23 protein-coding genes are annotated in these 25,862 nt (G+C 72.7%); 14 read left to right on the top strand and 9 right to left on the bottom strand.

Features of this window, described 5'->3' with window-relative positions; genetic code table 11:
* Window positions 1–8 precede the first annotated feature (8 nt).
* The 3 genes from ACIGO6_RS23810 (at window position 9) to ACIGO6_RS23800 (ending at window position 3,451) form a co-directional block, all read left to right on the top strand.
* Window positions 9–242, top strand: a complete 234-nt coding sequence (locus ACIGO6_RS23810) for a heavy-metal-associated domain-containing protein (protein WP_399879248.1) — start codon at window positions 9–11, stop codon at window positions 240–242.
* 78 nt (window positions 243–320) lie between these two features.
* Window positions 321–2,585 carry a heavy metal translocating P-type ATPase gene (locus tag ACIGO6_RS23805; RefSeq protein WP_399879246.1) on the top strand — a complete coding sequence of 755 codons (2,265 nt, stop codon included), beginning with the start codon at window positions 321–323 and terminating at the stop codon, window positions 2,583–2,585.
* Window positions 2,586–2,800: 215 nt separating this feature from the next.
* A complete protein-coding gene (locus ACIGO6_RS23800; RefSeq protein WP_399879244.1) occupies window positions 2,801–3,451 on the top strand; it encodes a phosphatase PAP2 family protein in 651 nt (216 codons plus the stop codon).
* Window positions 3,452–3,546: 95 nt separating this feature from the next.
* On the opposite strand, the gene ACIGO6_RS23795 is transcribed toward ACIGO6_RS23800, so the two are convergent.
* The 4 genes from ACIGO6_RS23795 to ACIGO6_RS23780 form a co-directional block, all read right to left on the bottom strand.
* Window positions 3,547–3,999, bottom strand: coding sequence for a phospholipase (locus ACIGO6_RS23795; RefSeq protein ID WP_399879242.1), 453 nt, complete (start codon window positions 3,997–3,999; stop codon window positions 3,547–3,549).
* 183 nt (window positions 4,000–4,182) lie between these two features.
* Window positions 4,183–4,947: a cupin gene (locus ACIGO6_RS23790; protein ID WP_399879240.1), complete on the bottom strand. Its 765-nt coding sequence runs from the start codon at window positions 4,945–4,947 to the stop codon at window positions 4,183–4,185.
* Window positions 4,941–5,870 carry a PmoA family protein gene (locus ACIGO6_RS23785; protein WP_399879238.1) on the bottom strand — a complete coding sequence of 310 codons (930 nt, stop codon included), beginning with the start codon at window positions 5,868–5,870 and terminating at the stop codon, window positions 4,941–4,943. Before ACIGO6_RS23785 ends, ACIGO6_RS23790 begins: the two co-directional genes overlap by 7 nt.
* A complete protein-coding gene (locus ACIGO6_RS23780) occupies window positions 5,867–6,982 on the bottom strand; it encodes a Gfo/Idh/MocA family protein (RefSeq protein ID WP_399879236.1) in 1,116 nt (371 codons plus the stop codon). Before ACIGO6_RS23780 ends, ACIGO6_RS23785 begins: the two co-directional genes overlap by 4 nt.
* Window positions 6,983–7,191: 209 nt before the next feature.
* Between ACIGO6_RS23780 and ACIGO6_RS23775 the strand changes: the two genes are divergently transcribed.
* The 3 genes from ACIGO6_RS23775 to ACIGO6_RS23765 all read left to right on the top strand — a co-directional run bounded on the left by ACIGO6_RS23775 (window position 7,192) and on the right by ACIGO6_RS23765 (window position 10,300).
* Window positions 7,192–7,785: a Dps family protein gene (locus ACIGO6_RS23775; protein ID WP_399879234.1), complete on the top strand. Its 594-nt coding sequence runs from the start codon at window positions 7,192–7,194 to the stop codon at window positions 7,783–7,785.
* 75 nt (window positions 7,786–7,860) lie between these two features.
* Entirely contained in the window at window positions 7,861–8,940 is a 1,080-nt protein-coding gene (locus ACIGO6_RS23770; protein WP_399879232.1) for an ABC transporter permease, read from the top strand.
* Between the two features lie 157 nt (window positions 8,941–9,097).
* Complete coding sequence (locus ACIGO6_RS23765; protein ID WP_399879231.1) at window positions 9,098–10,300, top strand: cysteine desulfurase-like protein; 1,203 nt, start codon at window positions 9,098–9,100, stop codon at window positions 10,298–10,300.
* 129 nt (window positions 10,301–10,429) lie between these two features.
* On the opposite strand, the gene yicI is transcribed toward ACIGO6_RS23765, so the two are convergent.
* Complete coding sequence (gene yicI / locus ACIGO6_RS23760) at window positions 10,430–12,700, bottom strand: alpha-xylosidase (RefSeq protein ID WP_399879229.1); 2,271 nt, start codon at window positions 12,698–12,700, stop codon at window positions 10,430–10,432.
* 285 nt (window positions 12,701–12,985) lie between these two features.
* Here yicI and ACIGO6_RS23755 point away from each other — a divergent pair, with 285 nt between their 5' ends.
* Genes ACIGO6_RS23755 through ACIGO6_RS23740 form a run of 4 tightly spaced genes read left to right on the top strand, consistent with a single transcriptional unit; the run spans window position 12,986 to window position 17,481 of the window.
* On the top strand, window positions 12,986–14,272 hold the full coding sequence (locus tag ACIGO6_RS23755) for an ABC transporter substrate-binding protein (RefSeq protein ID WP_399879227.1): 1,287 nt from the start codon (window positions 12,986–12,988) through the stop codon (window positions 14,270–14,272).
* Window positions 14,273–14,283: 11 nt separating this feature from the next.
* Window positions 14,284–15,237, top strand: coding sequence for a carbohydrate ABC transporter permease (locus ACIGO6_RS23750; RefSeq protein ID WP_399879225.1), 954 nt, complete (start codon window positions 14,284–14,286; stop codon window positions 15,235–15,237).
* Window positions 15,238–15,242: 5 nt separating this feature from the next.
* Window positions 15,243–16,070 carry a carbohydrate ABC transporter permease gene (locus ACIGO6_RS23745; protein WP_399879223.1) on the top strand — a complete coding sequence of 276 codons (828 nt, stop codon included), beginning with the start codon at window positions 15,243–15,245 and terminating at the stop codon, window positions 16,068–16,070.
* Window positions 16,071–16,101: 31 nt separating this feature from the next.
* Window positions 16,102–17,481 (top strand): GH1 family beta-glucosidase, encoded by a 1,380-nt coding sequence (locus tag ACIGO6_RS23740; protein WP_399879222.1) that lies wholly within the window; start codon window positions 16,102–16,104, stop codon window positions 17,479–17,481.
* A 43-nt stretch (window positions 17,482–17,524) separates the two neighbouring features.
* On the opposite strand, the gene ACIGO6_RS23735 is transcribed toward ACIGO6_RS23740, so the two are convergent.
* Entirely contained in the window at window positions 17,525–18,766 is a 1,242-nt protein-coding gene (locus ACIGO6_RS23735; RefSeq protein WP_399879220.1) for an ROK family protein, read from the bottom strand.
* Between the two features lie 137 nt (window positions 18,767–18,903).
* Here ACIGO6_RS23735 and ACIGO6_RS23730 point away from each other — a divergent pair, with 137 nt between their 5' ends.
* The 3 genes from ACIGO6_RS23730 (at window position 18,904) to ACIGO6_RS23720 (ending at window position 21,224) form a co-directional block, all read left to right on the top strand.
* Entirely contained in the window at window positions 18,904–20,076 is a 1,173-nt protein-coding gene (locus tag ACIGO6_RS23730; RefSeq protein ID WP_399879494.1) for an MFS transporter, read from the top strand.
* Between the two features lie 75 nt (window positions 20,077–20,151).
* Window positions 20,152–20,892 (top strand): maleylpyruvate isomerase family mycothiol-dependent enzyme, encoded by a 741-nt coding sequence (locus ACIGO6_RS23725; RefSeq protein ID WP_399879218.1) that lies wholly within the window; start codon window positions 20,152–20,154, stop codon window positions 20,890–20,892.
* 47 nt (window positions 20,893–20,939) lie between these two features.
* On the top strand, window positions 20,940–21,224 hold the full coding sequence (locus ACIGO6_RS23720; RefSeq protein ID WP_399879216.1) for a DUF6332 family protein: 285 nt from the start codon (window positions 20,940–20,942) through the stop codon (window positions 21,222–21,224).
* A 195-nt stretch (window positions 21,225–21,419) separates the two neighbouring features.
* Here ACIGO6_RS23720 and ACIGO6_RS23715 read toward each other — a convergent pair whose 3' ends face one another.
* Window positions 21,420–22,706 carry a geranylgeranyl reductase family protein gene (locus ACIGO6_RS23715; RefSeq protein WP_399879215.1) on the bottom strand — a complete coding sequence of 429 codons (1,287 nt, stop codon included), beginning with the start codon at window positions 22,704–22,706 and terminating at the stop codon, window positions 21,420–21,422.
* A gap of 152 nt (window positions 22,707–22,858) precedes the next feature.
* Here ACIGO6_RS23715 and ACIGO6_RS23710 point away from each other — a divergent pair, with 152 nt between their 5' ends.
* The gene (locus ACIGO6_RS23710) at window positions 22,859–24,214 is read left to right on the top strand and encodes a dipeptidase (protein ID WP_399879213.1); all 1,356 of its coding nucleotides are present in this window, start codon (window positions 22,859–22,861) and stop codon (window positions 24,212–24,214) included.
* Between the two features lie 106 nt (window positions 24,215–24,320).
* Here ACIGO6_RS23710 and ACIGO6_RS23705 read toward each other — a convergent pair whose 3' ends face one another.
* Together ACIGO6_RS23705 and ACIGO6_RS23700 are read right to left on the bottom strand one after the other, a co-directional pair.
* On the bottom strand, window positions 24,321–25,364 hold the full coding sequence (locus tag ACIGO6_RS23705) for an NUDIX domain-containing protein (RefSeq protein WP_399879211.1): 1,044 nt from the start codon (window positions 25,362–25,364) through the stop codon (window positions 24,321–24,323).
* A 152-nt stretch (window positions 25,365–25,516) separates the two neighbouring features.
* Window positions 25,517–25,708, bottom strand: coding sequence for a hypothetical protein (locus ACIGO6_RS23700; protein WP_399879210.1), 192 nt, complete (start codon window positions 25,706–25,708; stop codon window positions 25,517–25,519).
* Window positions 25,709–25,862: the final 154 nt, after the last annotated feature.

Here is a 25,862-nt window from a genome sequence, read left to right as displayed (position 1 = left end):
GGAAGACCATGGCTTCGACCGTCATCACCCCCGCCACCACCACCTATGCGGTCGCCGGGATGAGCTGTGGCCACTGCAGGGCGACGCTGACCCGGGTGATCGGTGAGCTGGACGGCGTCACCGCTGTCGACGTCCAGGTCGACACCGGCCGGGTCACGGTCACGGCCGCCACCGAGCCGGACGACGCCGCGATCGCCGAGGTCGTCGACGAGGCCGGCTACGAGCTGACCGGCCGCGTCTGACCCACCCCGCACTCCCCCGCCGCACCCGCCGGGACCCGCGCACCGGGTCCCGGCCGACGACCCGCATCAGGAGCAGCCATGACCACCCGTACGACCAGCGCACCGGCCGAGGTTGAACTCGCCATCGGCGGCATGACCTGCGCCTCGTGCGCCGCCCGGATCGAGAAGAAGCTCAACCGGATGGACGGGGTCACCGCGACCGTCAACTACGCGACGGAGAAGGCGAGGGTCCACTACACCGGTGACGTGTCCGTGCCCGAGCTGATCGCCACGGTCGAGGCGACCGGGTACACCGCCCGCGAACCCGAGCCGGTACGCGCCGAGCCCGCGCCCGGCACGGAGGGCGCCGAGCCGGCCGACGAGCTGCGGCCGCTGCGGCAGCGGCTGGTCACCGCCGTGGTGCTGGCCGTCCCGGTCATCGCCATGGCGATGGTGCCGGCGCTGCAGTTCGAGTACTGGCAGTGGCTGTCGCTGACGCTGGCGGCGCCGGTGGTGACGTACGCCGCCTGGCCCTTCCACAAGGCCGCCTTCACCAACGCCCGGCACGGCGCGGCCACCATGGACACGCTGATCTCGGTCGGCACCTCGGCCGCGTTCCTGTGGTCGCTGTGGGCGCTGTTCCTCGGCACCGCGGGCACGCCCGGCATGACCCACCCCTTCGAGCTCACCATCGCCCGCAGTGACGGCGCCGGGAACATCTACCTGGAGGCCGCCGCCGGGGTGACCGCCTTCATCCTCGCCGGCCGCTACTTCGAGGCCCGCTCCAAGCGCAAGGCCGGCGCCGCGCTCAAGGCCCTGCTGGAGCTGGGCGCCAAGGACGTCACCGTGCTGGGCCCCGACGGCAGCGAACGCACGATTCCCACCGCGGAGCTGGCGGTGGGCGACCGCTTCCTCGTCCGCCCCGGCGAGAAGATCGCCACCGACGGCACGGTCGTGGAGGGCTCCTCCGCGGTGGACGCCTCCATGCTCACCGGCGAGTCGGTGCCCGTCGAGGTCGGCGTCGGCGACGGCGTCACCGGTGCCACCCTGAACGCGGGCGGCCGGCTGGTCGTCGAGGCGACCCGGGTCGGCGCGGACACCCAGCTGGCGCGGATGGCGAAGCTGGTCGAGGACGCACAGAACGGCAAGGCCGCCGCCCAGCGGCTCGCCGACCGCATCTCCGGGGTCTTCGTGCCCGTCGTCATCGCCCTGGCGCTGGCCACCCTCGGCTTCTGGATCGGCAACGGCTCCGGACTCACCGCCGCGTTCACGGCCGCCGTCGCCGTCCTGATCATCGCCTGCCCCTGCGCGCTGGGCCTGGCCACCCCGACCGCACTGATGGTCGGCACCGGGCGCGGTGCCCAGCTCGGCATCCTCATCAAGGGCCCCGAGGTCCTGGAGTCCACCCGCAAGGTCGACACCATCGTCCTGGACAAGACCGGCACCGTCACCACCGGCCGCATGACCCTGCTCGCCGTGCACACCGCCGCCGGCACCGAGGAGACCGACGTACTGCGGCTGGCCGGTGCGTTGGAGCACTCCTCGGAGCACCCGATCGCCCGTGCCGTCGCCGACGGAGCGGCCGCGAAGCTGGGTTCGCTGCCTGTCCCCGAGGACTTCGCGAACGTCCCCGGGCTCGGCGTGCAGGGTGTCGTCGACGGCCACGCGGTCCTCGTGGGACGCGAGCAGCTGCTCGCGGAGTGGGCGATGGCCCTGCCGGCGGACCTGGCCCGCGCCAAGGCCGAGGCGGAGACGGCCGGCCGGACCGCGATCACCGTCGCCTGGGACGGCGAGGCACGGGCCGTCCTGGAGGTCGCCGACGCGGTGAAGGAGACCAGCCCCGAGGCGATCGCCCGACTGCGCGCGCTGGGCCTCACCCCGGTGCTGCTGACCGGTGACAACCGGGCGGTGGCCGCCTCCGTCGCCCGCGAGGCCGGCATCGACCCCGAGCACGTCATCGCCGAGGTCATGCCGCAGGACAAGGTCGACGTCGTAAAGCGCCTCCAGAGCGAGGGCCGTTCGGTGGCGATGGTCGGCGACGGGGTCAACGACGCCGCCGCACTCGCCCAGGCCGACCTGGGGCTGGCCATGGGCACCGGCACCGACGCCGCCATCGAGGCCGGCGACCTCACCCTGGTCCGCGGCGACCTGCGCGCCGCCGCCGACGCCATCCGGCTGGCCCGCAGGACGCTGGGCACCATCAAGTCCAACCTCTTCTGGGCCTTCGCCTACAACATCGCCGCGCTGCCGCTCGCCGCGGCGGGACTGCTCAACCCGATGATCGCCGGAGCGGCCATGGCCTTCTCCTCCGTCTTCGTCGTCGGCAACTCCCTGCGACTGCGCGGCTTCAAGGCCGCGAACTGACCCACCTCGCGCCGCCGAGCCGCCGCCGACCTCTCACCGGTCGGCGGCGGCTCGGCGCTGTCGCTGTCGCCCGGACGGGCCCCGCCGGCGCGCCGTCCGCGCGGAGCCGGGCCAGGCTGGTGCGGCGACGGATCAGCCGCGGGTGCGCCGGCCATACCCACGGCTCCCCCGTGTGCGCCGCCCCGGCCGCAGTCACCCCGCGGGAGCAGGAGCCCATGACCGAACCGACCAACGCCGACGGCGACACCAGCGGCCCGCTCCCGCCGGACCGCGGCCCGGCGCGGTCCCGAAGGCGGGCGTTCGCGGCCGTACTCGGTGATCTGCGGGCGGTGGACGGCGCGCTGTACGCGGCGGTGGCCGCCACGTCCACGCCCACACTCGACCGTGCGCTGCGGCGCCTGTCCCACGCCGCCGACCACGCGAAGGTCTCGCTCGCCATCGCCGCCGCGCTCGCGCTGTGCGGTCCGCGGGCGCGCCGGGCCTCGGTCGCCGGGCTGGGTGCGGTCGCCGTGGCGTCGGCCGCCACGAACCTGCTGGGCAAACGTCTGGTGCGCAGGGCGCGGCCCGACCGGGAGGCGGCCCGGGTGACGGTGGACCGGTACGTTCCCATGCCCACGTCGGCGTCGTTCCCGTCCGGGCACACGGCATCGGCGGTGGCGTTCGCCACGGCGGTCGGCGTGGTCCTGCCCGCGGCGGCCGTACCGCTGGGCGCGCTGGCGAGCGCCGTCGCCTACTCCCGCGTCCACACCGGCGTGCACTACCCGGGCGACGTGGCCGCGGGCGCCGTCGTGGGCATCGCCGGCGCCGCGGCGGCGCTGGCCGCGGTGCCCGAGGCGGCCCGGGTGGCGTCGCGCGGCGGTGCGTGACGGCCCGTCGGCTGCCGGAACGACCTGCGCACACGTCGCCGGCCGGCACCCGCGCAACGTGCCGGCCGAAACGTGTTCCGTGCAGCGCGGGTCCGTCAGCCGAGGGCCTTCACGGCCTGGTAGTACGTCCACGCCGTGCTGGTGCAGGCGGCCTTCGTGGCGCCGCCGTAGCGGGCACAGACCCGCTTGAGGTCCTCGTAGAAGGCGCTGTCGAGGCGGGACTTGTTGGCGCTGAAGGACCCTGCGGCCTTGTAGTTGCGGTAGCCGAAGTCGTGCCGTGCGCAGGAGGTGCTGAAGGGGAAGCCGAACGGGTTGTCCGGCGAGGAGGAGCAGTAGTCCGTGGACCAGTCGAAGCCGTACGCGGCCCAGGCGGACTGGTTCGCCCGCGCGGCGGTCCAGGCGTTGTAGCTCGACGCGCTGGTCTGGGTCCAGCCGGCGAGCACCTGCGGTTTGTCGGCGGGAGCGGCGTCGGCGGTCGCGGCGGTGGCGAGGACGGTGGTCACGGCCAGGGCCGAGGCGGCGAGTCCGGTGGCGAGTCTGCGGTGCATCCCACACCTCCATGAGGCTGCGGCCCGCCCGTCGGACCGCAGGTTCATGTCAAGATGATGCACACTTCAACCACCCCTTCACACCTCCTCCTCACCAACGGTCCGTCAACTCTTCGGCGGAGCACGGGAACGGGACGTGAACATCCGCCTCCCCCGGCGCGCCGCCACAGACCCGCCGAGGCGCTACTCCCCTCGGTACGGCAGCGTCGTCCCCGGCAGCGCGTACTCGTCGCGGCGCCCGCACATGCCGTAGCCGCCCAGCCGGGTGGGCGCGGTCTCGTACGCGGTCGCCTCGCCGAGGTAGGCCGGAACGCCCCCGTCCGTCAGCGCGTCGAGCTGGGCGCCGGTGCGCTCGGCGGTGGCCAGCGCACCCGACCGCCACAACTCCCGCCAGGCCGGCACCTTGTCGCGTACGAGCCGGGCGGCGGCCCACTGGAACTCCCGGTAGGGGCCGTCGTCCCCGGCGACGAGGGCCTCGCGCAGCGCGAGGTAGCCCGCGACCGCGAGGTCCCTGCGGCGCCGCGCCGCGGCCTGTGTCTCCGGTCCGGTACCGGACGGCAGCGTGGCCGCGGCGGCGTACGCCTCGGGGTCGGCCAGCACCTCGGGCGGGAACGTGAAGACGGCGTCCCCCGCCTCGGGCAGGCCGCTGTTCTGCATCAGCACCGTGACGCGCAGACCGCCGCCCTGCACCATGCGGTGCACGGTGCCCGGCGTGAACCAGGCGACGGAGCCGGGCTCCAGCGGGATGTCGCGGTAGCCGTCGGGGCTCAGCGTCTGCACCGCGCCGCGCCCGCCGGTGACGACGTACGCCTCCGTGCACACCAGGTGCAGGTGGGGGCTGCCACCGCACACCCCGTCGGCGGCGGCCCAATCGTAGGCGCTCAGGTGGGACAGGCCGACCGCGCCGGGCAGGGGGCGGGGAAGGCCGGGCTCGGGACCGCTCACCACGGGACGGCCGCCAGGTACGCGCCGACCCGGTCGCCGTCCCAGGCGCCGTCGGCGACCACGACGCGGTACCGGTACGCGAAGGACTCGCCCGGCGGCAGCTCGAACTCCTCGAAGAACGCCCAGGAGAACGCCACCGTCGGGATCGGTTCGGCCCGCACGAACCAGTGCGAGGGATGGACCGCCCTCGTGTCGTCGAGGTTCTCGGGCGCGTGCGCGAAGACGAGTGTGGAGTGGGCGTCGACGTCGTCGTGCTCGGCCGTGAAGGCGAGCCAAGGGCCCTGGGTGCCCATCAGTTTCGCGGCGTCCGCGTCGGTGTCCGGGGCGAAGACGGTGCCTCCGGTGAAGTCGCGGGGGCCGCGCCACTGGAGTCCGGTGTAGCCGGCCATCTCGCGGCCTGCGGTGGTCGGGGAGCCGAACCTCAGTGGTTCGGTACGGGTGTTGGTGAGGCGGATCGACCAGTCCAGGACCCAGGCACCGGCCTCCACGTCGACCGCGTGCACGGTCAGCCCGCGCTCCTCGCGGGCCCACTCGGCGCCGCCGTTCTCGACCCAGGTCAGGTGTTCGGTGACGGCGAGCCGGTCGTCCTCGACCGTGAACCGCGGGAAACCGTCGTGCCGCATCGAGCCGATGCGCTCGGGCAGGGGCAGATAGCCCTCGCCGTGGACGTAGCAGTTGCCGCCCCAGAAGTTCTGGCCGGACAGGTGACTCGCCGTCATCTGCAGGCCCTTGTGCCAGCGGTGGTCGCTGGGGCGGTAGCCGGTCACCGTGCGCCCGGCGAGGGTGCGCACCGGGTGGGCGTAGGGCTTGCGGGACTCGAAGGGCTCGGGGTCGGGGCGGTAGACGTAGCGCAGGATCTCGGTGCCGTTGGCTGCGGTGACCGCGATGTGGTCGCCGTGGGTGTGGCTGACGCGCAGGGTGCTCATGCACGCTCCTCGGGGGCCCAGTCGGGGTGGTCGCCGTGCATGGCCGTATAGAAGGGGTCGCCGGGGGCGATCTCACCCGCGTGGACCGGCTGTCCGGTGAACGCGGCCTTGTACAGGGCGGCGGCGAACTCCAGCGTGGCGCGGGCCTCCGTACCGCTGCCCGGTGGCCTGGCCCCGGCGTCCCAGGCGTCGAGCAGGGCGCCGAGCTGCGCCGTGTGGGAGCTGGGCACGTCGGCAGCCGGGGTGCGCCAGGCGGCGGCGCGTTCGGGGGCGACGTGCCGGGCGGGGGTGTAGGTCCAGTCGTCGTTGCGGTGCCCGTACAGGTGGGTCAGTTCCACGGTCGCCTCGGCGCAGTCGACGCGCACCCGGCTCACCTCGTCCGGGGAGAGCACGCTGTTGACGACGGTGGCCAGGGCGCCGTTCTCGAAGCGCACCAGGGCGGTGGAGACGTCCTCGCTCTCGGTGTCGTGGACCAGCCGGGACGCCATGGCCCGCACCTCCGCCCAGGGGCCCAGCAGGTGCAGCAGCAGGTCGTACTGGTGGATGCCGTGGCCCATGGTCGGCCCGCCGCCCTCGGTGCTCCAGCGTCCGCGCCACGGCACGGCGTAGTAGGCGGCGTCGCGGTGCCAGGTGGTCTGGCAGTGGGCGACCAGCGGGGCGCCGAGCTCGCCGCTCGCGATCAGGTCGCGGGCGTGCACGGCGCCGGAGCCGTACCGGTGCTGGAAGATCACGGACGCGTACGCCCCGGACGCCTCCTCGGCCGCCGCGATGTCGTCGTACTCGGCGAGGGAGAGACACAGCGGCTTCTCGCACAGTACCCAGGCACCCGCCTTGAGCGCGGTCACCGTCTGTTCCCGGTGCAGGGAGGGCGGGGTGCCGATGAGGACGAGGTCGGGGCGTACGGCGTCCAGCATGTCGCCCATCGACGTGTACCCGGCGACGTCCGCCCCCGCCTCGGTCCGGAAGGCGTCGAGCCGGGCCCCGTCCACGTCCACGGCGGCGACCAGTTCCGTCCGGTCCGCGTGGGCTCTCAGGGCGGGCAGGTGGCCGCCGGTGACGATGGCGCCGGTGCCGACGACGGCGACGCGGCGGCGGGCGGGACGTGGGGGCATGCGGTCTCCTCGGACACTGACGGACGACGGGGCCGCCGCACGTCTAGAAAGCGCTTTCACTCCGGCAGACCATAGGTGGCGAGTGAACGGCTGGACAACCCCCCAGCGTTTGCGGGCTCGGCAGGCGGCTGGTCGACTGTCGCGGGGGGACCGGAGCCGGTCGCAGCGCGCCGGCGCACGATTCAGACCTCGTGGGAAGGAGTCCGGGCGTGAGCAACCCGAAGTCGTCGTCCGTGGAGCACCGGTCCGACGGCAGCCAGCCCTGGCTGCACCAGAAGGGCCGGACCATCCAGGAGTTCGGCACCGTCAAGCAGTTCCCCGTGGCGCTCACCATGGAGACCCGCCTCTACTCCTGTCAGCGGCTCAACAAGGTGCTGGCGGACACCCGCATCCTGCACGACCTCTACAAGAAGTACCACTGGCTGATGCGCGGGGCGACGTTCTACCAACTGCACCTGCTGCTGGACAAGCACGCGGGGGAACAGCTCGAGCTGATCGACACCGTCGCGGAACGCGTGCAGACGCTCGGGGGCGTCGCGGTCGGCGACCCCCGGCACGTCGCCGAGATCACCACGGTGCCGCGCCCGCCGGACGGTGTGGAGGAGGTGCCGGCGATGCTCTCGCGGCTGCTGGAGGCGCACGAGCTGATCCTGGCCGACTGCCACGACGCCGCCGCCCGCACCCAGGAGCTCGGGGACGACGGGACCAACGACCTCCTGGTCTCCGACGTCGTCCGCACCAACGAACTGCAGGCGTGGTTCGTGGCGGAGCACCTCGTGGACACGCCGCTCGTGCACGTCTGATCCCGTTCCGCCGGTGCAACCCGGACGACGGCGCTCCTGATGCCCTTCCGTCCCGGCTGTGAAAGCGTCCGGGACATGGCCCACATGTCCCACGGCGCCCACGGCCGGCCTCCGACGCCCGGGCAGCGGTGGTCCACGTTCCGGCAGTCGCCGTTCTGGCCCGCCACCGTACTGGTGCTGATCCTGGCGGCGGCGGCCGGTCTCTTCGCGGGCTCCTACACCTATTCCATGGCGGATCCGACCCCGCACTCGATCCCCACGGCCGTGGTCGGCTCGTACGAGCAGGAGCGCGGGCAGGCCTTCCTGGACGGCCTGGAGAAGGCGCTGAACGCCTCGGTGAAGGTGCATCCGTACGAGACCGTGGGCGAGGCCCGCCAGGTGGTCGAGGACCAGGAGGTCTTCGCGATCTTCGAGCTGGGCGCGAACGGACGGACCGCCGTGCTCGACCTGTCCAGCGCGTCGGGCGCCTCGGTCGCCGAGGTGCTGGCCGACACGGCACCGGCCGTGGGGCAGAAGACCGGCGTCGAGGTGACCGTCCGGGACATCAACCCGCTGCAGGAGGGCGACCCGCGAGGGCTGGCGATCTTCTACATCTCCCTGGCCGCCGTGATCATCGGCTTCGTCGGGGCGATCCAGCTGAGCGTGCACGCGCGGTCGCTGACCCCGTTCGAACGCATCCTGTTCACGCTGGCCTACGCGCTGCTCGGCGGGTTCGCCATCGCCGCGACGGTGGACTGGCTGCTGGACGCGCTCGACCTGCCGTTCGTGGAGTCGTGGCTGATCCTGGCGTTGACCCTGTTCACGAGCGGCATGGTCTTCACCATGTTCAACACCCTGTTCGGACGCTGGGCGATGTTGCCGACCTGGGGGCTGATGGTGCTCCTCGGCAACCCCTCGTCCGGCGGCGCGGTGTCCTGGCCGCTGCTGCCGTCGCCGCTGGGGGTGATCGGCCAGTGGCTGCCGCCCGGGGCCTCGGTCAACGCCCAGCACACCGCGGTGTACTTCCAGGGGCATCAACACGCCTTCCCGTTCCTGGTGCTGGGCGGGTGGGCGCTGCTGTCCTGCGCGGTCTTCTGGATCTGGCGGCACCGGCATCCCGGAGGCCGGGAGAAGGCTCCCGCACAAGCCGACCCGCCACCGCCGGCCGAACCGTGATCCACCACCGCCGGGCGAAACCGTGATCCCCCCACCGCCGGCCGATCCCACATCCCGCCACCACCGGCCGATACATGATCCACCCGCCGTCCTCTGGCCCCGCCGCCGCCCGACTGCGATCATGGGACGGGCCCGCCCGCCCCCGGTTGGAGTACCCATGGCCCTCGACGTCGACGCGATCCGCGCGCGGATACCCGCCCTGAAGTCCGGCACCGCCCGTTTCGACGCGCCCGGCGGCACCCAGACCCCGCAGCCCGTCATCGACGCCGTCGCCGAGGCCCTGGCCAACCCGCTGGCCAACCGCGGCCGGACGACCGAGGGCGAGCGCAACGCGGACGACATCGTCCAGCAGGCCCGCGGCGCGCTGGCCGACCTGCTGGGCACCGAGCCGCGCGGCATCGTCTTCGGCCGCAGCGCCACACAGCTCGCGTACGACCTGTCCCGGACGCTCGCCAGGACATGGGTGCCCAGGGACGAGGTGGTCGTCACCCGCCTCGACCACGACTCCAACATCCGGCCCTGGACACAGGCGGCGGAGGCGGCCGGCGCGACCGTGCGCTGGGCGGACTTCGACCCGGCGACCGGCGAGCTGCGCCCCGAGCACATCGAGGCGGTGCTCTCGCCGCGGACCCGGCTCGTCGCGGTGACGGCCGCGTCGAACCTCATCGGCACCATGCCCGACCTGCCGGCCGTCGCGCGTGCGGTGCACGGCGTCGGCGCACTGCTGCACGTCGACGCGGTGCACTACGCCTCGCACGCCGTGGTCGACCCGGTCGCGCTCGGCGCGGACACGCTGGTGTGCTCGCCGTACAAGTTCCTCGGGCCGCACCTGGGGGTGCTGGCGGCCCGGCCCGAGTTCCTGGAGACCCTGCGTCCGGACAAGCTGCTGCCCTCCAGCGACGCCGTGCCCGAGCGGTTCGAGCTGGGCACACTGCCGTACGAGCTGCTGGCCGGTGCCCGTGCCGCGGTGGACTTCCTCGCGGGCCTGGACCCGGACGCGCGGGGCAGCCGCCGGGAACGGCTGATCGCCTCCTTCGCGGCGCTGGAGGCCCACGAGGACGTGCTGCGCGAGCGGATCGAGCGCGGGCTGGCGGACCTCGGCGGGATCACGGTGTACTCGCGGGCCTCGCGGCGCACACCGACCCTGCTGTTCACCGTAACGGGCCTGCGCCCGGCCGACGTCTACCGGCGGCTGGCCGAGCGGTCGGTCGACGCCCCCGCCGGCTCCTTCTACGCGCTGGAGGCCTCGCGCCGCCTGGGCCTCGGCGACGAGGGCGGCGTACGGGTCGGGCTCGCGCCGTACAGCAGCGCGGAGGACGTGGACCGGCTCCTCACCGCCCTGGACGACCTGACCCGCTGACCGGTCCGACGGCCGGGACCCGACCCGCCCCGGCGGCACATGCCGACCCCACCGGGCGCCCGACCACCACCGCATGGAACCGAACGGCCTCGCCCGCCGAACCGCCGACGGACGAGGCCCGGCTCCTCCTCAGGCCAGCGGCACGCTCACCTCACCGCTCCCCTCCGCGCTCGCCCCGCCCGCGACCCGCACGGTGAACGGCCGGTCGGTGCCGGTCGCGGTGACCCGCAGCACGTCCCCGTCCCGCCGGGCCCGGAAGGTCGCGGCCGGCGTTCCCAGCAGGTCGGGCACGGTGACCTCGGCCGCGTACTCGCCCCCGGCCGGCGGGTGCACCAGCAGGGTCGGCGCGTCCAGCCAGTCGCCGTCGGGGCGCCGGTCGTCGGAGGCCAGCGGCAGGACGGCGCCCTCACGGACGTACAGCGGCAGGCTGTCGTAGCCGTGCGTCTCGGTGCGCCAGGCCGGGCCGGTGACGCGCTCGCCGGTCAGGAGGTGGGTCCAGGTGCCCTCGGGGAGGTAGACCTCGACCTCTCCGTCCTCGGTGAAGACCGGGGCGACCAGGAGGTCCGGGCCGAGCATGTACTGCCGGTCCAGCGGGCGGCACGCCGGGTCCCGCGGGTACTCCAGGACCATCGGCCGCATCATCGGCACGCCGGTGCGGTGGGCCTCGGCGGCGACGCCGTAGAGGTAGGGCATCAGGCGGTGCTTGAGGAGGGTGAAGCTGCGGGCGACGTCGACGGCCTCCTCACCGAACTCCCACGGCACCCGGTACGACGAGGAGCCGTGCAGCCGGCTGTGCGAGGAGAGCAGGCCGAAGGCCAGCCAGCGCTTGAAGACCGCGGGGTCGGGCGTGCCCTCGAAGCCGCCGATGTCGTGGCTCCAGAAGCCGAAGCCGCTCAGGGACAGGGACAGGCCGCCCCTGAGCGACTCGGCCATCGCCTCGAAGGACGACCAGCAGTCGCCGCCCCAGTGGACGGGGTACTGCTGGCCGCCCGCGGTCGCGGAGCGGGCGAAGAGGACGGCCTCGCCCTGCCCGCGCTCCTTTTCGAGGAGTTCGAAGACGGTGCGGTTGAACAGGTGGGTGTAGTAGTTGTGCATCCGCTCCGGGTCGGAGCCGTCGTGCCAGACGACGTCGGTGGGGATGCGCTCGCCGAAGTCGGTCTTGAAGCAGTCCACACCCTGGTCGAGCAGCGGCTTGAGCTTCCCGGCGTACCAGTCGCGGGCGGCGGGGCTGGTGAAGTCGACCAGGCCCATGCCGGCCTGCCACAGGTCCCACTGCCAGATGTCGCCGTTCGGCCGGCGCACCAGGTGTCCGAGGGCGGCGGCCTCGTCGAAGAGGGGCGACTTCTGGGCGATGTAGGGGTTGATCCAGGCGCTGACCTTCAGGCCCTTGGCCTTGAGCCGGGCGAGCATGCCCTCGGGGTCGGGGAAGACGTCCGGGTCCCACTGGAAGTCGCACCACTGGTACTCGCGCATCCAGAAGCAGTCGAAGTGGAAGACGGAGAGCGGGATGCCGCGCTCGGCCATGCCGTCGACGAACGACGTCACCGTCTGCTCGTCGTACGAGGTGGTGAAGGACGTGGTGAGCCAGAGGCCGAAGGACCAGGCCGGCGGGAGGGCGGGGCGGCCGGTGAGGGCGGTGTAGCGGGTGAGGACGTCCTTGGGGGTGGGGCCGGCGACGACGTAGTACTCCAGCGTCTGGTCCTCGACGCTGAACTGGACCTGGCCGACGGACTCGGAGCCGACCTCGAAGGAGACCGCGCCCGGGTGGTTGACGAAGACGCCGTAGCCGCGCGAGGAGAGGTAGAACGGGATGTTCTTGTAGGCCTGCTCGCTGCTGGTGCCGCCGTCGGCCTGCCACATGTCGACGACCTGGCCGTTCTTCACGAACGGGGTGAAGCGCTCGCCGAGGCCGTAGATCTGCTCGCCGACGCCGAGCGCGAGGCGGCTGAGCATGTGGTGCGCGCCGTCGCCGGTGGTGGCGAAGGCGGTGCCCTTGGCGTTCGCCCGGGTCAGCTCGCGCCCGTCCGCGTCGTGGAAGGTGAGGCCCCAGGGGCCCTCGCGGTCCAGGCGCAGGCTCAGCGGGCCGCTGGTCAGCTCGGTGACCGTGCCGTCCTGGCGCACCGTGCCGGCGCCGTCCGCCGCGCTCTCGACGGCGAAGTCGGGGCCCGGCCGGCGCTTGCCGGCGTGGTGGGTGACCCGGACGCCGATGACCCCCTCGGCGGGAGAGAAGCACTCGACCGTGAGGAGCGGCGCGTTGAGCGTGTCCCCCCTCCGCGTCACCTTCTTCACGGCGGCATGGGCGGTGAAGCGCTTCGATTCGGTGCGTACATCGCGTACTTCGGTGGCGTACGAGAGATGCACGCCCTCACGGATGAGCCAGAAGCCGTCGGTGAACTTCATGATCTTCCTCGGGTGGGGCGGAAGCTGTCGGGTGGGGAGCACGGGGGCCGTCTCACAGCATTTTGATCGTACACAAAACAAATGCCGACTCAGAGGGCCCCGAACGGGCTTCACGGCGCTGATCAGGGAGTATCACCCACAAGAACAGTGCACTCACGCCACGAAGTGGAGAGATCGGAGCCACTTTGCTCTAGCGCGACAGCAGGTCCTTGACGTATTAGTCATCACATCAAACAAAACGGTCCGGCGAGGAAGCCGGACGGTACGACAGCAAGGGCCGCCCCCATGTCGAAGCGCTTCACACCGCTCGCCCTGACAGCACACCCTCCTGCCGCCACGCCCCGCGGGCGAGGACGCTCACGCCGGATCGTCGCCCCGTTCGCCGCGGTCTCCGTCCTGGTCGCCGGTGCGGCACTGACCGGCTGCGGACAGCAGCGCGACGCGGATGTGTACACCGTGATGAACTCCTCGACCGACGAGTCGTACCACCGCTGGGACGCGGAGGCGATGGCCCGGTGCGGGAAGCAGCTGGGCATCACCATCGAGCAGCAGAGTGTCCCGGCGGCGCAGGTGATGACGAAGGCGCTGCGCATGGCCTCGTCGAAGTCGCTCCCCGACATCGTGCAGTTCGACGCCTCCGAGATGCCGACCTTCGCCGACGCCGGCGGCCTGGTCGACCTCAGGACCCTCGGGCTGAGCACCGAGGACATCCCCGACGGCATCGTCGACTTCGGCTCCTACAAGGGGACGTACTACGGCGCGGCCCGCTCGGTGAACACGCTCGCGCTCTTCTACAACAAGGACGTCCTCGACAAGGCGGGCGTCGAGGTGCCCACCACCTGGGCCGAGCTGCGGGAGACCGCGAAGGAGCTCACCCAGGGCAAGCAGTACGGCCTGGCGCTCAGCGCCGGCGGCGCGGAGGACGGCGTCTTCCAGTTCACGCCGTTCATGTGGTCCAACGGCGGCGACGAGACGAAGCTGGACAGCCCGCAGGTCGCCGAGGCCCTCGACTACTGGAAGGCCCTGCTGAAGGACGGTTCGCTGTCGAAGTCGACGGTCAACTGGACGCAGGCGGACGTCAACGACCAGTTCATGGCCGGCAACGCCGCGATGATGATCAACGGTCCGTGGCAGGTGGAGACCCTCAACAGCGACAAGTCGCTGCACTGGGGCATCGCGCCGATCCCCGTGCCCGAGGCCGGCGAGGACTCGGTGGGTCCGCTCGGCGGTGCCGTGCTCACCGTGCCCAACACCGGTGACGAGGCGCGGGAGAGGACGGCCGGGAAGATCGTCGCCTGTCTCGCGAGCGAGAAGGAGCAGCTGACCTACGCGCTCAACAGCTGGATGGTCCCGGCCAACGCCAAGGCCGCCGCCGTCTGGCGCGAGCGGGTGCCGGAGCTGGACTCGCTGGCCGACCAGGTGGCCGTCGCCCGGTCCCGGACGGCGAAGCTCGGCGCCGGCTGGTCGAGCGTGTCGCTCGCCCTGCAGAGCGCCTTCCAGTCCGCCCTGACCGGCCAGTCCAGCGAGGCCGCCCTGAAGCGCGCCCAGCAGCGGGCCACGAGCGGGAACTGAGGTACGCGTCCATGACCACGTCCACCGTCACCGACCGGACGCCCACCGAGGCGTCCAGGACGGCCGCCGCGCCGGACCCCGCCCGCATCGCCCGCCGGCGCAGGCTCACCCAGTGGGGGTTCGTCGCCCCCGCCGTCGTCTTCATGCTGCTGTTCTTCGGCTACCCGCTCGTCCGCAACGTCGTGATGAGCTTCCAGCACTACACGCCGAAGACCTTCTTCACCGGTGAGGCGCCCTTCAACGGCTCCGACAACTGGTCCAACGTGTTCCAGGACGCCCTGTTCGGCAAGGCGCTGTGGCACACGCTCGTCTTCACCGTGGGCTCGCTGCTCGGGCAGTTCTGCATCGGCCTGGCACTCGCGGTCTTCTTCAGCCGCCGCTTCCCGCTGAACGGGGTGCTGCGCTCGCTGATCCTGCTGCCCTGGCTGGTGCCCATGGTGGTGTCCGGCATCGTGTGGCGGCGCATCCTCGACCAGGACACGGGCGTACTGAACTCGTTCCTGGACACGCTGGGCCTCGGCGGCGACACGCCCTGGCTGACCAGCCCGGAGATGGCCCTGCTGTCGGTGATCCTGGTCAACATCTGGATCGGCATCCCGTTCAACATGGTCATCCTCTACGGCGGCCTCCAGGAGATCCCGAAGGAACTGCACGAAGCGGCCGCCCTGGACGGCGCCTCGGCCTGGCGGACGTTCCGCTCCGTCACCCTGCCGATGCTCAAGCCCGTCGTCACGGTCGTCCTCGTGCTGGGCTTCATGTCGACGGTCAAGATCCTCGACCTGATCCTCGCCCTGACCGACGGCGGCCCGGCCGACGCCACCCAGACGCTGGGCACGCTGACCTACCAGAACTCGTTCGTGGAGCTGGACTTCGGCGCGGGCGCCGTCGTCGGCAACGTACTCATCCTGATCTCCGCCGTGTTCGCGGTGTTCTACCTGCGGGCCAACCGCACCGAGGGGAAGTGACGTCCATGGCCTCCCACACGCCCACCGCCTCCCGGCGCCGCTGGGGCTCCACCGTCGCCGGCGTACTCATCCTGTGCGTGATGCTGTTCCCGCTGTACTGGATGCTCAACACCGCGCTCCAGCCCGAGTCGGGGCTGCTCCAGGTCGATCCGGTGCCGGGCAGCCTGGACCTGTCCGGATTCTCCAAGGCGATCAGCGACCAGGGCGGGCACCTGCTGACCTCGCTGGTCGTCTCGCTCGGCGCGGTCGCCATCTGCCTCGCGATCTCGGCGCCCGCGGCCTACGGGCTCGCGCGGTTCGGGCTGCGCGGCTCGCGCACCATCGTGTTCGGCACGCTGATCACCCAGATGGTGCCGGGCATCGTCATCGCCAACGCGCTCTACAACTCGTACGTCGACCTGGGCCTGGTCAACTCCTACTTCGGCCTGATGCTGGCGGACGCCTCGCTGGGCATCCCGTTCTCCATCGTGCTGATGCGCTCCTTCATGGTGTCGATCCCGGGCGAGGTGATCGAGGCCGCGCAGATCGACGGCGCCGGACCGGTGCGCACCTTCGTGCGGGTGGTGCTGCCGATGAGCCGCAACTCGCTGATCACGTCGGGGCTGTTCGCGTTCCTGTTCTCGTGGAGCGACTTCATGTTCGCGCTCACGCTGAACACCACGGACGACGTGAAGCCGGTGACGCTGGGCATCTACCAGTACATCGGCGCCCACGTCGGCGACTGGGGTTCGGTGATGGCCGCGTCCGTGCTCTCCGCGGTGCCGGCGGCGATCCTGCTCGTCCTCGCCCAGAAGTACATCGCCGCCGGGATCACCGGCGGTTCCGTCAAGTGACCACCCCCGTCCAGGAGATGAGCAGCACAGCATGAGTGACTACCCCGGCTTCCCGACCGGCTTCGTCTACGGCGCCGCGACCGCCTCGTACCAGATCGAGGGCGCGGCACGGGAGGACGGCCGCGGTCCGTCGATCTGGGACACCTACAGCCACACCCCCGGCCTGGTGGTGAACGGCGAGACGGGTGACGTGGCCTGCGACCACTACCACCGCTACCGGGAGGACGTGGCGCTGCTGCGCGACCTGGGCGTGGACTCGTACCGCTTCTCGATCGCCTGGCCGCGCATCGTGCCCGAGGGGTCGGGCGCGGTGAACCCGAAGGGCCTGGACTTCTACTCCCGCCTGGTCGACGAGCTGCTGGCGGCGGGCATCGAGCCGGCCGCCACGCTCTACCACTGGGACCTGCCGCAGGCCCTGGAGGACCGGGGTGGCTGGCGGGTGCGGGAGACGGCGGAGCGGTTCGCCGAGTACACGGCCGTCGTCGCGGAGCACCTGGGCGACCGGGTGCCGCGCTGGATCACCCTCAACGAGCCGTGGTGCAGTGCCTTCCTCGGCTACTCCATCGGCCGGCACGCCCCCGGCGCCAAGGAGGGCCGGGGCGCGCTGGCCGCCGCCCACCACCTGCTGGTCGGCCACGGCCTGGCGGTGAAGGCACTGCGGGCGGCCGGGGTGCGCGAGGTGGGCATCACCCTCAACCTGGACCGCAACCTGCCGGCCACCGACCACCCCGCCGACCTGGCGGCGGTGGTGCGCGCGGACACGCAGCACAACCTGGTGTGGACCGAGCCGATCCTCGCGGGCCGCTACCCGGCCACCGAGGAGGAGACCTGGGGCGAGCTGATCACCGCGGAGGACTTCCGGCAGGACGGCGACCTGGAGCTGATCTCCCAGCCGCTGGACTTCCTCGGCATCAACTACTACCGCCCGATCGTCGTCGCCGACGCCCCGCACCGCGAGAGCGACCCGGCGCGGCGGGTGGCGACGGACAACCGCTACGAGGAGGTCCGGCACCCCGGTGTGCGGCACACGGCGATGAACTGGCCGGTCGTCCCGGACAGCTTCACCGACCTGCTGGTGCAGCTGAAGAAGCAGTACGGTGACGCGCTGCCGCCCGTCCACATCACGGAGAACGGCTCGGCGGAGGACGATGTCCCCGCGGCCGACGGCACGGTGCACGACACCGACCGCGTCGCCTACCTGCGCGACCACCTCACCGCGCTGCGGGCGGCGATGGACGCGGGCGTGGACGTGCGCGGGTACTACGTGTGGTCGCTGCTGGACAACTTCGAGTGGGCGTACGGCTACGACAAGCGCTTCGGCATCGTCCGGGTCGACTACGAGACGCTGCAGCGCACACCGAAGGACAGCTACCACTGGTACCGGAAGATGATCGCCGCGAACCGCGCATGACGCGTTGATGGGGGGCCGCCGCACGCGCGGGCGGCTCCCCGGGTCAGCTCGCGCCCCGCTCCGCGTACGCCATCGGGTCGGCCAGCACCTCGCGGACGATCACACCGGCCGCGCCCCGCGCCGCGTCGCCGAGGGACGAGGAGGCCCGCAGCCGCTTCCCGTCCTCGCTCCACAGTCCGGACACCACGCGGAGGGCGAGTTCGCGGTCGACGGCGGGCGCCAGCCAGTCCATCAGCTCCCGGTAGACACCGCCCAGCATGACCGCCTCGGGGTCGAAGAGGTTCACGGCGCCCGACACCACGACGCCCAGCTGCCGCCCGGCCCGCTCGATCGCGGCGAGCGCGGACGGCTCGCCCCGCCGGGCGCGGCGTTCGAGTTCGGCGACGCCCTGCACGCCCGCGTCCGCGTCGATGCCCGCGGCCCTGAGCAGCGCGGCCTGTCCGGCGTACTGCTCCAGGCAGCCGCGGGCCCCGCAGCGGCACAGCGGGCCGTCCGGATCGACGACCATGTGCCCGATCTCCCCGGCGAAGCCGTGCGCGCCGCGCAGCAGCTCGCCCCTGAGCACCAGCGCGCCGCCGATGCCGATCTCGCCGGTCAGGTACAGGAAGCTGCGCACGCCCTCGGTGCCCGCGCCGAACCACAGCTCGGCGAGGGCGGCGGCGTTGGCCTCGTTGTCGGAGCTGACCGGGAGCGGGCGGTGGGCGGGGCGCAGCGCGAGCAGGGCCTGCGCGAACAGCCCTTCGACGGCGACGCGCTGCCAGCCCAGGTTGGGGGCCTGACGCACGGTGCCGCCGGTGACCAGGCCGGGCAGCGCGACGTGCACACCGGCCGGGGTGAGGTCCTGCTCGGCCGCCGAGCCGATGGCGCGGGCCGCCAGCCGGGCCGCGCGGGCGAGGACCTCGGAGGGCTGGACCCCGCGGTTGTCGAAGTGCTCCACGAGCCGGACCCGGTCGGTGCCGGCGAGGTCGACGACGCACACGGCAATGTAGTCGATGTTGATCTCGACGCCCAGGCCCGCCGGTCCCGACCGGGACACCTTGAGGACGGTGCCGGGCCGTCCCGCCTGACCGCTGCTGGTCTTGCCCCACTCGGTGACGAAGCCGTACTCCAGCAACTGCTCGACCAGGGACGACACGGCCGCGCGGGTCAGTCCGACGTAGCTGGCGACACCGGCCCTGGTGGCCTCCCCCGCGTCGTGCACGGCCCTCAGGACCAGGCTGAGGTTGTGCCGTCTGACCGAGGCCTTGTCGGCCTTCGGCTCCAGGGGGGTCAGGTTGTTCTTCATCGTGGTGTCGAGCGTATGCGACGCCGGGTGCGCCGCAGCGCGCCCCCGGGCCCGGCCGGGACGCCCTTGCTCCTGCCCCGTCCCGCCTCTAGCCTGACTTTGTGCCGCAAATAAACAAAACCCGTTCGCACAACGCCGTGCCGGGTCCCCGCAACGACCTCACCCGCCTCCGCATCGCCCTGACCACCTTCTTCGCCCTCGACGGCTTCGTCTTCGCCGGCTGGGTGGTACGGATCCCCGCCATCAAGGAGCAGACCGGCGCCTCCGCCAGCGCGCTGGGCATGGCGCTCCTCGGTGTCTCGGCGGGTGCCGTCGTCACCATGACCCTCACCGGACGGCTGTGCCGCCGCTACGGCGCCCACCCCGTCACCGTCGCCTGCGCGGTCCTGCTCTGCCTCAGCATCGCCCTGCCCCCGCTCACCCACTCCGCCCTCGCCCTGGGCGCCGTCCTGCTGGTGTTCGGCAGCGCGTACGGCGGGATCAACGTCGCCTTCAACAGCGCCGCCGTCGATCTGGTGGCCGTACTGCGGCGCCCGATCATGCCGAGTTTCCACGCGGCGTTCAGTCTCGGCGGCATGATCGGCGCGGGACTCGGCGGGCTCGTCGCCGGGTCGCTGTCCCCGGCGCGTCACCTGCTCGGCCTCACCGTGATCGGCCTGCTCGTCACCCTGGTCGCCGGCCGCGCCCTGCTGCGCTGCGAGCCCGCCCTACCGCCGGAGCGCTCACCCCGGGACGACGGCGCCCCGCGCCGCCTCGACCGCCGCACGCGCCGCCTCGTCGTCACCTTCGGCCTGATCGCCCTGTGCACGGCGTACGGCGAAGGTGCCATGGCCGATTGGGGCGCGCTGCACCTGGAGCAGGACCTGGACGCCTCACCCGGCATGGCGGCGGCGGGCTACTCCTGCTTCGCGCTCGCCATGACGGTGGGCCGGCTGACCGGCACGACGCTGCTGGAGCGCCTCGGCCGCACCCCGACGGTGGTGGCCGGCGGCACGACCGCCGTCGCCGGCATGCTGCTGGGCTCGCTCGCCCCGTCCGTCTGGGCGGCCCTGTTCGGCTTCGCGATCACCGGACTCGGTCTCGCCAACATCTTCCCGGTCGCGATCGAACGGGCCGGAGCGCTCGGCGGCCCGAGCGGTGTCGCGACCGCGTCCACCCTGGGCTACGGCGGCATGCTGCTCGGCCCACCCGCCATCGGCTTCATGGCCGACTGGTTCTCCCTGCCGGCCGCGCTCATCAGTGTCGCGGCGCTGGCGGCGGTGGCGGTACTCGTCGCGATCGCGACCCGCAGGGCGGCGGCGCCGGGCTGACCCGCAGCGCGCGGCCGGCACCGGCCCTCCCGGCCGATCCTCTTCGAGCCGACTTCATGAGGCAGACTCACTGCCATGGAGACTGCGGCGTTCATCGAAATCCTGCGCACCGAGGGCCGGTTGCTGGCCGTGGCCGCCGAGACGGCCGGCACCGACGCCAAGGTGCCGACCTGTCCCGGCTGGCAGGTACGGGACCTGGTGCGGCACACGGGGATGGTGCACCGCTGGGCAGCGGCGTTCGTCGCCGAGGGGCACACCTCCTACCACCCCGACGGCGGACTGCCCGACCTCGACGGCGCCGCGCTCCTGACCTGGTTCGAGGAGGGACACCGGCACCTCGTGGACACCCTGGCCGGCGCCTCGCCCGACGTGCGCTGCTGGCACTTCCTGCCCGCGCCCTCACCCCTCGCCTTCTGGGCCCGGCGACAGGCCCACGAGACGACCGTGCACCGCCTCGACGCCGAGTCGGCGCGGGGCGGCGAGCCCACCGGCGTCGGAGCGGACTTCGCGGTGGACGGCATCGACGAGTTGCTGTGCGGCATGCACGCCCGCCCGAAGAGCGCCGTGCGCACGGAGAAGCCCCGCACGCTGCGGGTGCGGGCGACGGACGTGCCCGGCGCCGTGTGGACCGTACGGCTGTCGGAGCAGCCCCCGGTGACGGAGCGGGACGGTTCCGGGGACGCCGACTGCGAACTGGCGGGGCCCGCCGCGCAGTTGTACCCGGCGCTGTGGAACCGGGGGCCGGTCCCGGAGGTGACCGGGGACGCCTCGCTCGCCGCGCTGTGGCGCGAGAGGTCGGGCATCACCTGGAGCTGAGCCGCACCGTGCGGCGACCCGTGCGCCCGCCTGCGACACTGGCCGGCATGACCAGTCACGGAAGACGGCGTTCGCAGGGCGAGCGGGACGCGATCACGGTCGAGATCGGGTACGCGCTGTGCAGCGCGGCGTTCGCGGCGGCCGTGCTGTTCGGGGCGGTTGCGGGTCCGGCCTATGTCTTCGCGCTGCCAACCGGCCCCCGGGACGTGCTCGTCGGCTCGGGTGCGGTGCTGGCCGGCGCGGTGTTCCTGGGCCGTGTGGTGAGCGTGCTGCTCCGGTTCGGCAGTGGCGCTCAGCCCAGCCAGCCCGGCCGCACCAGCCCCGACTCGTAGGCGAGCACGACCAGTTGGGACCGGTCCCGGGGCTCCGCCACAGCCCACCCGGCCATACAGTCCCCCGACCGGACTCACAAACGGCCCCCTACCGGCCCCACCGAGCCACACCGCGCCCGCTGCACCGGAGCCCCGGGTCTCCGGGGCTCCGGGGCTCCGCCACAACTCACCCCAGCCAGGCACCCTCGGCCGGACTCAGGAACGGGCCTCGTCGCCCGTCGGCCCCGTCGGGCTCCCGGTGTCCGGAGCGCCCGCGGGGTCCGTCTCCCCCGTCGGTCGGCGGTCCATCGCGGCGAGTGCCCGCTGCGCCAGCGGATGGCCGCGGACCAGCTCGCCCAGCGAGGTCGAGCCCTGCGTGATGTCCTTGAAGGCCTTCCAGGCCGGCCGGAAACCGGTCAGGGCCGCGTGGAAGAGCCCCGGCCGGCGCTCGAAGACCGCCAGCATCCGCTTGCCGACGCTCATCTCCACCCCGAGCCCGGCCTTGATCGCGAAGGCGTAGTTCAGGGCCTGCCTGCGCGCGTCCACCGCGTCGTGCGCCTCGGAGATGCGCACCGCCCACTCCCCCGCGAGCCGGCCCGAGCGCAGCGCGAAGGAGATGCCCTCGCGCGTCCACGGCTCCAGGAGCCCTGCCGCGTCCCCGCACACCAGGACCCTGCCGCGCGACAGCGGCGAGTCGTCGGCACGGCAGCGCGTCAGATGACCGGAGGAGATGCTCGGTTCGAAACCGGCGAGGCCGAGCCGCCCGACGAAGTCCTCCAGGTACCGCTTGGTCGCCGCGCCCTCGCCGCGCGCCGAGATCACCCCGACCGTCAGGGTGTCACCCTTGGGGAAGACCCAGCCGTAACTGCCGGGCAGCGGCCCCCAGTCGATCAGGACCCGCCCCTTCCAGTCCTCGGCGACGGTCTCCGGCACCGGGATCTCCGCCTCGAGGCCGAGGTCGACCTGGTCGAGCTTCACCCCGACGTGCGCGCCTATCCGGCTGGCGCTGCCGTCCGCGCCGACGACGGCCCGCGCCAGCACCGTCTCCCCGCCCTGGAGGACGACGGCGACCGTGCGCCGGTCCGGCACCGCCGACCCGTGCTGCTCCACCCGCGTCACCGTCGCCCCGGTGCGCAGCTCGGCGCCCGCCTTCTGCGCGTGCTCGACGAGCTGCTGGTCGAACTCGGGCCGGTTGATCAGCCCGAACAGCATCTGCCGGGAGCGCCGGGTCCGGGTGAACCGCCCGTTGTTCGAGAACGTCACCGCGTGCACCCGGTCGCGCAGGGGCAGCTCGAAGCCGGGCGGGAGGGTGTCGCGCGAGGGACCGATGATGCCGCCGCCGCACGTTTTGTAGCGGGGCAGCTCCGCCTTCTCCAGCAACAGCACGCGCCGCCCCGCGACCGCCGCCGCATAGGCGGCCGAGGCCCCCGCCGGTCCCGCGCCCACCACGACGACGTCCCAGACCTGACGCGCGTCGTCCGCCGAAGAGTTCTCGCTGCTCACGATGGTCTACTGCTCCCCACAAACCGCATGCCGCACCTGACCCCCGCATCCTACGGCGGGCATCGCCGCAGGCCACTGTGGGAGGATCGGGCCACCAACCCCAGTACTGCTCGTACTCCCGGTACAACGTCGCACCCACAAGGAGCGTGCCCATGTCGTCGAATCCGGTCGCCGAGACCGTCGCCTCCCTGATGCCCAGGGCGAAGGAGGAGCTCACCGCGCTGGTGGCCTTCAAGTCGGTGGCGGACTTCGACCAGTTCCCGCGCAGCGAGAGCGTGGGCGCCGCCAACTGGATAGCGGCGGCGCTGCGGGCCGAGGGATTCCAGGACGTGGACCTGCTCGACACACCGGACGGCACGCAGTCGGTGTACGGGTACCTGCCCGGCCCCGAGGGCGCGAAGACGGTGCTGCTGTACGCCCACTACGACGTGCAGCCGCCGCTGGACGAGGCCGGTTGGGTCACCCCGCCCTTCGAGCTGACCGAGCGCGACGGCCGCTGGTACGGGCGCGGTGCCGCCGACTGCAAGGGCGGCGTGCTGATGCACCTGCTCGCGCTGCGCGCGCTGAAGGCGAACGGTGGCGTGCCGGTACACGTCAAGGTCATCGCCGAGGGCTCGGAGGAGCAGGGCACGGGCGGCCTGGAGCGGTACGCCGAGCAGCACCCCGAGTTGCTGGCCGCGGACACCGTCGTCATCGGCGACGCGGGCAACTTCCGCGTCGGGCTGCCGACGGTCACCTCGACGCTGCGCGGCATGACCCTGCTGCGCGTGAAGGTCGACACCCTCGAAGGCAACCTGCACTCGGGCCAGTTCGGCGGCGCGGCCCCCGACGCGCTGGCCGCCCTGATCCGCGTACTGGACTCGCTGCGCGCCGAGGACGGCTCGACGACCGTCGACGGGCTCGCGGCGGACAACCGGTGGGAGGGGCTGGAGTACGACGAGGAGCAGTTCCGGCAGGACGCGCGGGTGCTCGACGGCGTGCAGCTGATCGGCTCCGGCTCGGTCGCCGACCGGATCTGGGCGCGCCCGGCCGTCACGGTGCTCGGCATCGACTGCCCGCCGGTCGTCGGCGCCACGCCGTCGGTGCAGGCGAGCGCCCGTGCGCTGGTGAGCCTGCGCGTGCCGCCGGGCGTGGACGCCGCCGAGGCCACCAAGCTGCTCCAGGCCCACCTGGAGGCGCGTACGCCGTGGGGCGCCCGGGTGGGCGTCGAGCAGATCGGGCAGGGCCAGGCGTTCCGCGCCGACACGACCAGCCCGGCCTACCAGGCCATGGCGGACGCGATGGCGGTGGCGTACCCGGGGCAGGAGATGCAGTACGCCGGTCAGGGCGGCTCCATCCCGCTGTGCAACACCCTGGCGGCGCTCTACCCGGAGGCCGAGATCCTGCTGATCGGCCTGAGCGAGCCGGAGGCGCAGATCCACGCGGTGAACGAGAGCGTGTCCCCCGAGGAGCTGGAGCGGCTCTCGGTGGCCGAGGCGCTGTTCCTGCGCAACTACGCGGCGAGCTGAGCCCGGCCTTTGCGGGTTCTGCCGTCGGCAGAGCGCCCTCGCGACCGGCTCGGTGCGTGCCTGCGCTGCGGATCCCGGTGGCCGCCCGTGGAGCAGCCGGCTGACGTCAGCCGACCGGAGTACCTGCCTCCAGATACAGTGCGGCCCCGCGTTCCCGGGCCCGCAGGGCCCAGCGCAGACGCTCGTAACGGACCGGGGGCAGCAGACCGGCGGCCTCGTCCTCGGTGACGAAGCGCCAGTCACGCAGCTCGGGGCCGGGCAGCAGCACCCGGCCGGCGTCCGCGGAGTCGAGCCGGCCGCCGTCGAAGAGCAGGCGCAGTCCGCCGTAGGCGGGGGGCACGGGGCGCTCCCAGTCGACGACCAGCAGGGCGGGTACGTCGTCGAGGCGGATCCCGGTCTCCTCGGTGACCTCGCGCATCCCGGCGCGGGCGGGCGCCTCGCCGGGTTCGACGACGCCGCCGGGGAACTCCCAGCCGGGCTTGTAGGTGGGGTCGACCAGCAGCACCCGGTCCTGGTCGTCGAAGAGCAGGACACCGGCGGCGAGGGTCTCGCCGGTGGGTTCGGGCGTCTGCACGATGTCGCAGGGCGGCACGGCGTCGGCATCGACGGCCTCGGCGATGCGGGCGGCGGCCTCGCGCGGGGTGAGGGCGCCGGTGTCGACCGGGTGGGCGTCGGCGGTCAGCCAGGAGGCGAGGGCCGCCCGGTACGGCTCGATGTGGTCGTACGACCACTGCCGTACGCGCATCTCGCCGTCGGGGAGGTCCTCCGGTATCCCGCGCCGCGCTATCCGCTCCCGCAGGATCGTTTCAGCCGGAGCGAGCAGGACGTGCCGGACCGTGATCCGGCGGGCGGCGAGGCCGCCGAAGATCTCGTCGCGGTACTCCTGGCGGAGCAGGGTCATCGGGACCACCAGGGTCCCGCCGAGCTCGGCGAGCATGGCGGCCGCCGTGTCGATCACGAGGCGGCGCCAGATCGGCAGATCCTGGAAGTCGCCGACCTCCGCGAGGCGTTTGGGCGGCAGCAGATGCGCGAGCGCCCCGCCGATGACCTCCGGGTCGAAGAGTGTGCTGTTCGGGATCAGTTCGATCAGTTCCCGTGCGGTGGTGGTCTTCCCCGCACCGAACGCGCCGTTGATCCAGACGACGGTCACAGGTCCCCCTCTTCTGTTGGCCCCCTGAGGCTTGCCCGCTCCACCCTGCCACGGAAACCAGGCCCAGTTGAGGGCGTACGACAGCGGCGCCGGCGCCCCCGGGAGGGGCACCGGCGCCGGGTGGTCGGGGTGGTGTGTGAGGGCGCTGTGTGTCAGCCCAGCTGCTTGAGGGGGTCTACGTGCAGGGCGAGGTTCTCGTGCTGGACCGTGTCCTCGACCGCGCCGACGGGGTCTCCCTGGAGGTGGAGCGGGAGGTCACCGGGGGTGGCGTGGGACGGGCTGACGGCCGCGACGACGAATCCGGTGGCGAGGGACGCGATGGCGAGCATGCCGCGCTTCTTCATGCCTGCTTCAACTACGCCGCGCCGTCGAGGTCACGGGCGCGGGCACGGCCGGGACGCAGCCGGGCCACTGAGCCGTGCAAACCGCCTCCGGCCCACCGCACCCGGGCGCCCGACTTCCGGTGGCCGCGCTCGGATGATCGGGCTCCGGTGATCG

Origin of the sequence: Streptomyces sp. NPDC053750 (genome assembly GCF_044544295.1) — a bacterium.
GTDB lineage: Bacteria > Actinomycetota > Actinomycetes > Streptomycetales > Streptomycetaceae > Streptomyces.
The sequence above is the reverse complement of the archived record's forward strand: the minus strand, read 5'-3'. Positions and strand labels throughout refer to the sequence as shown.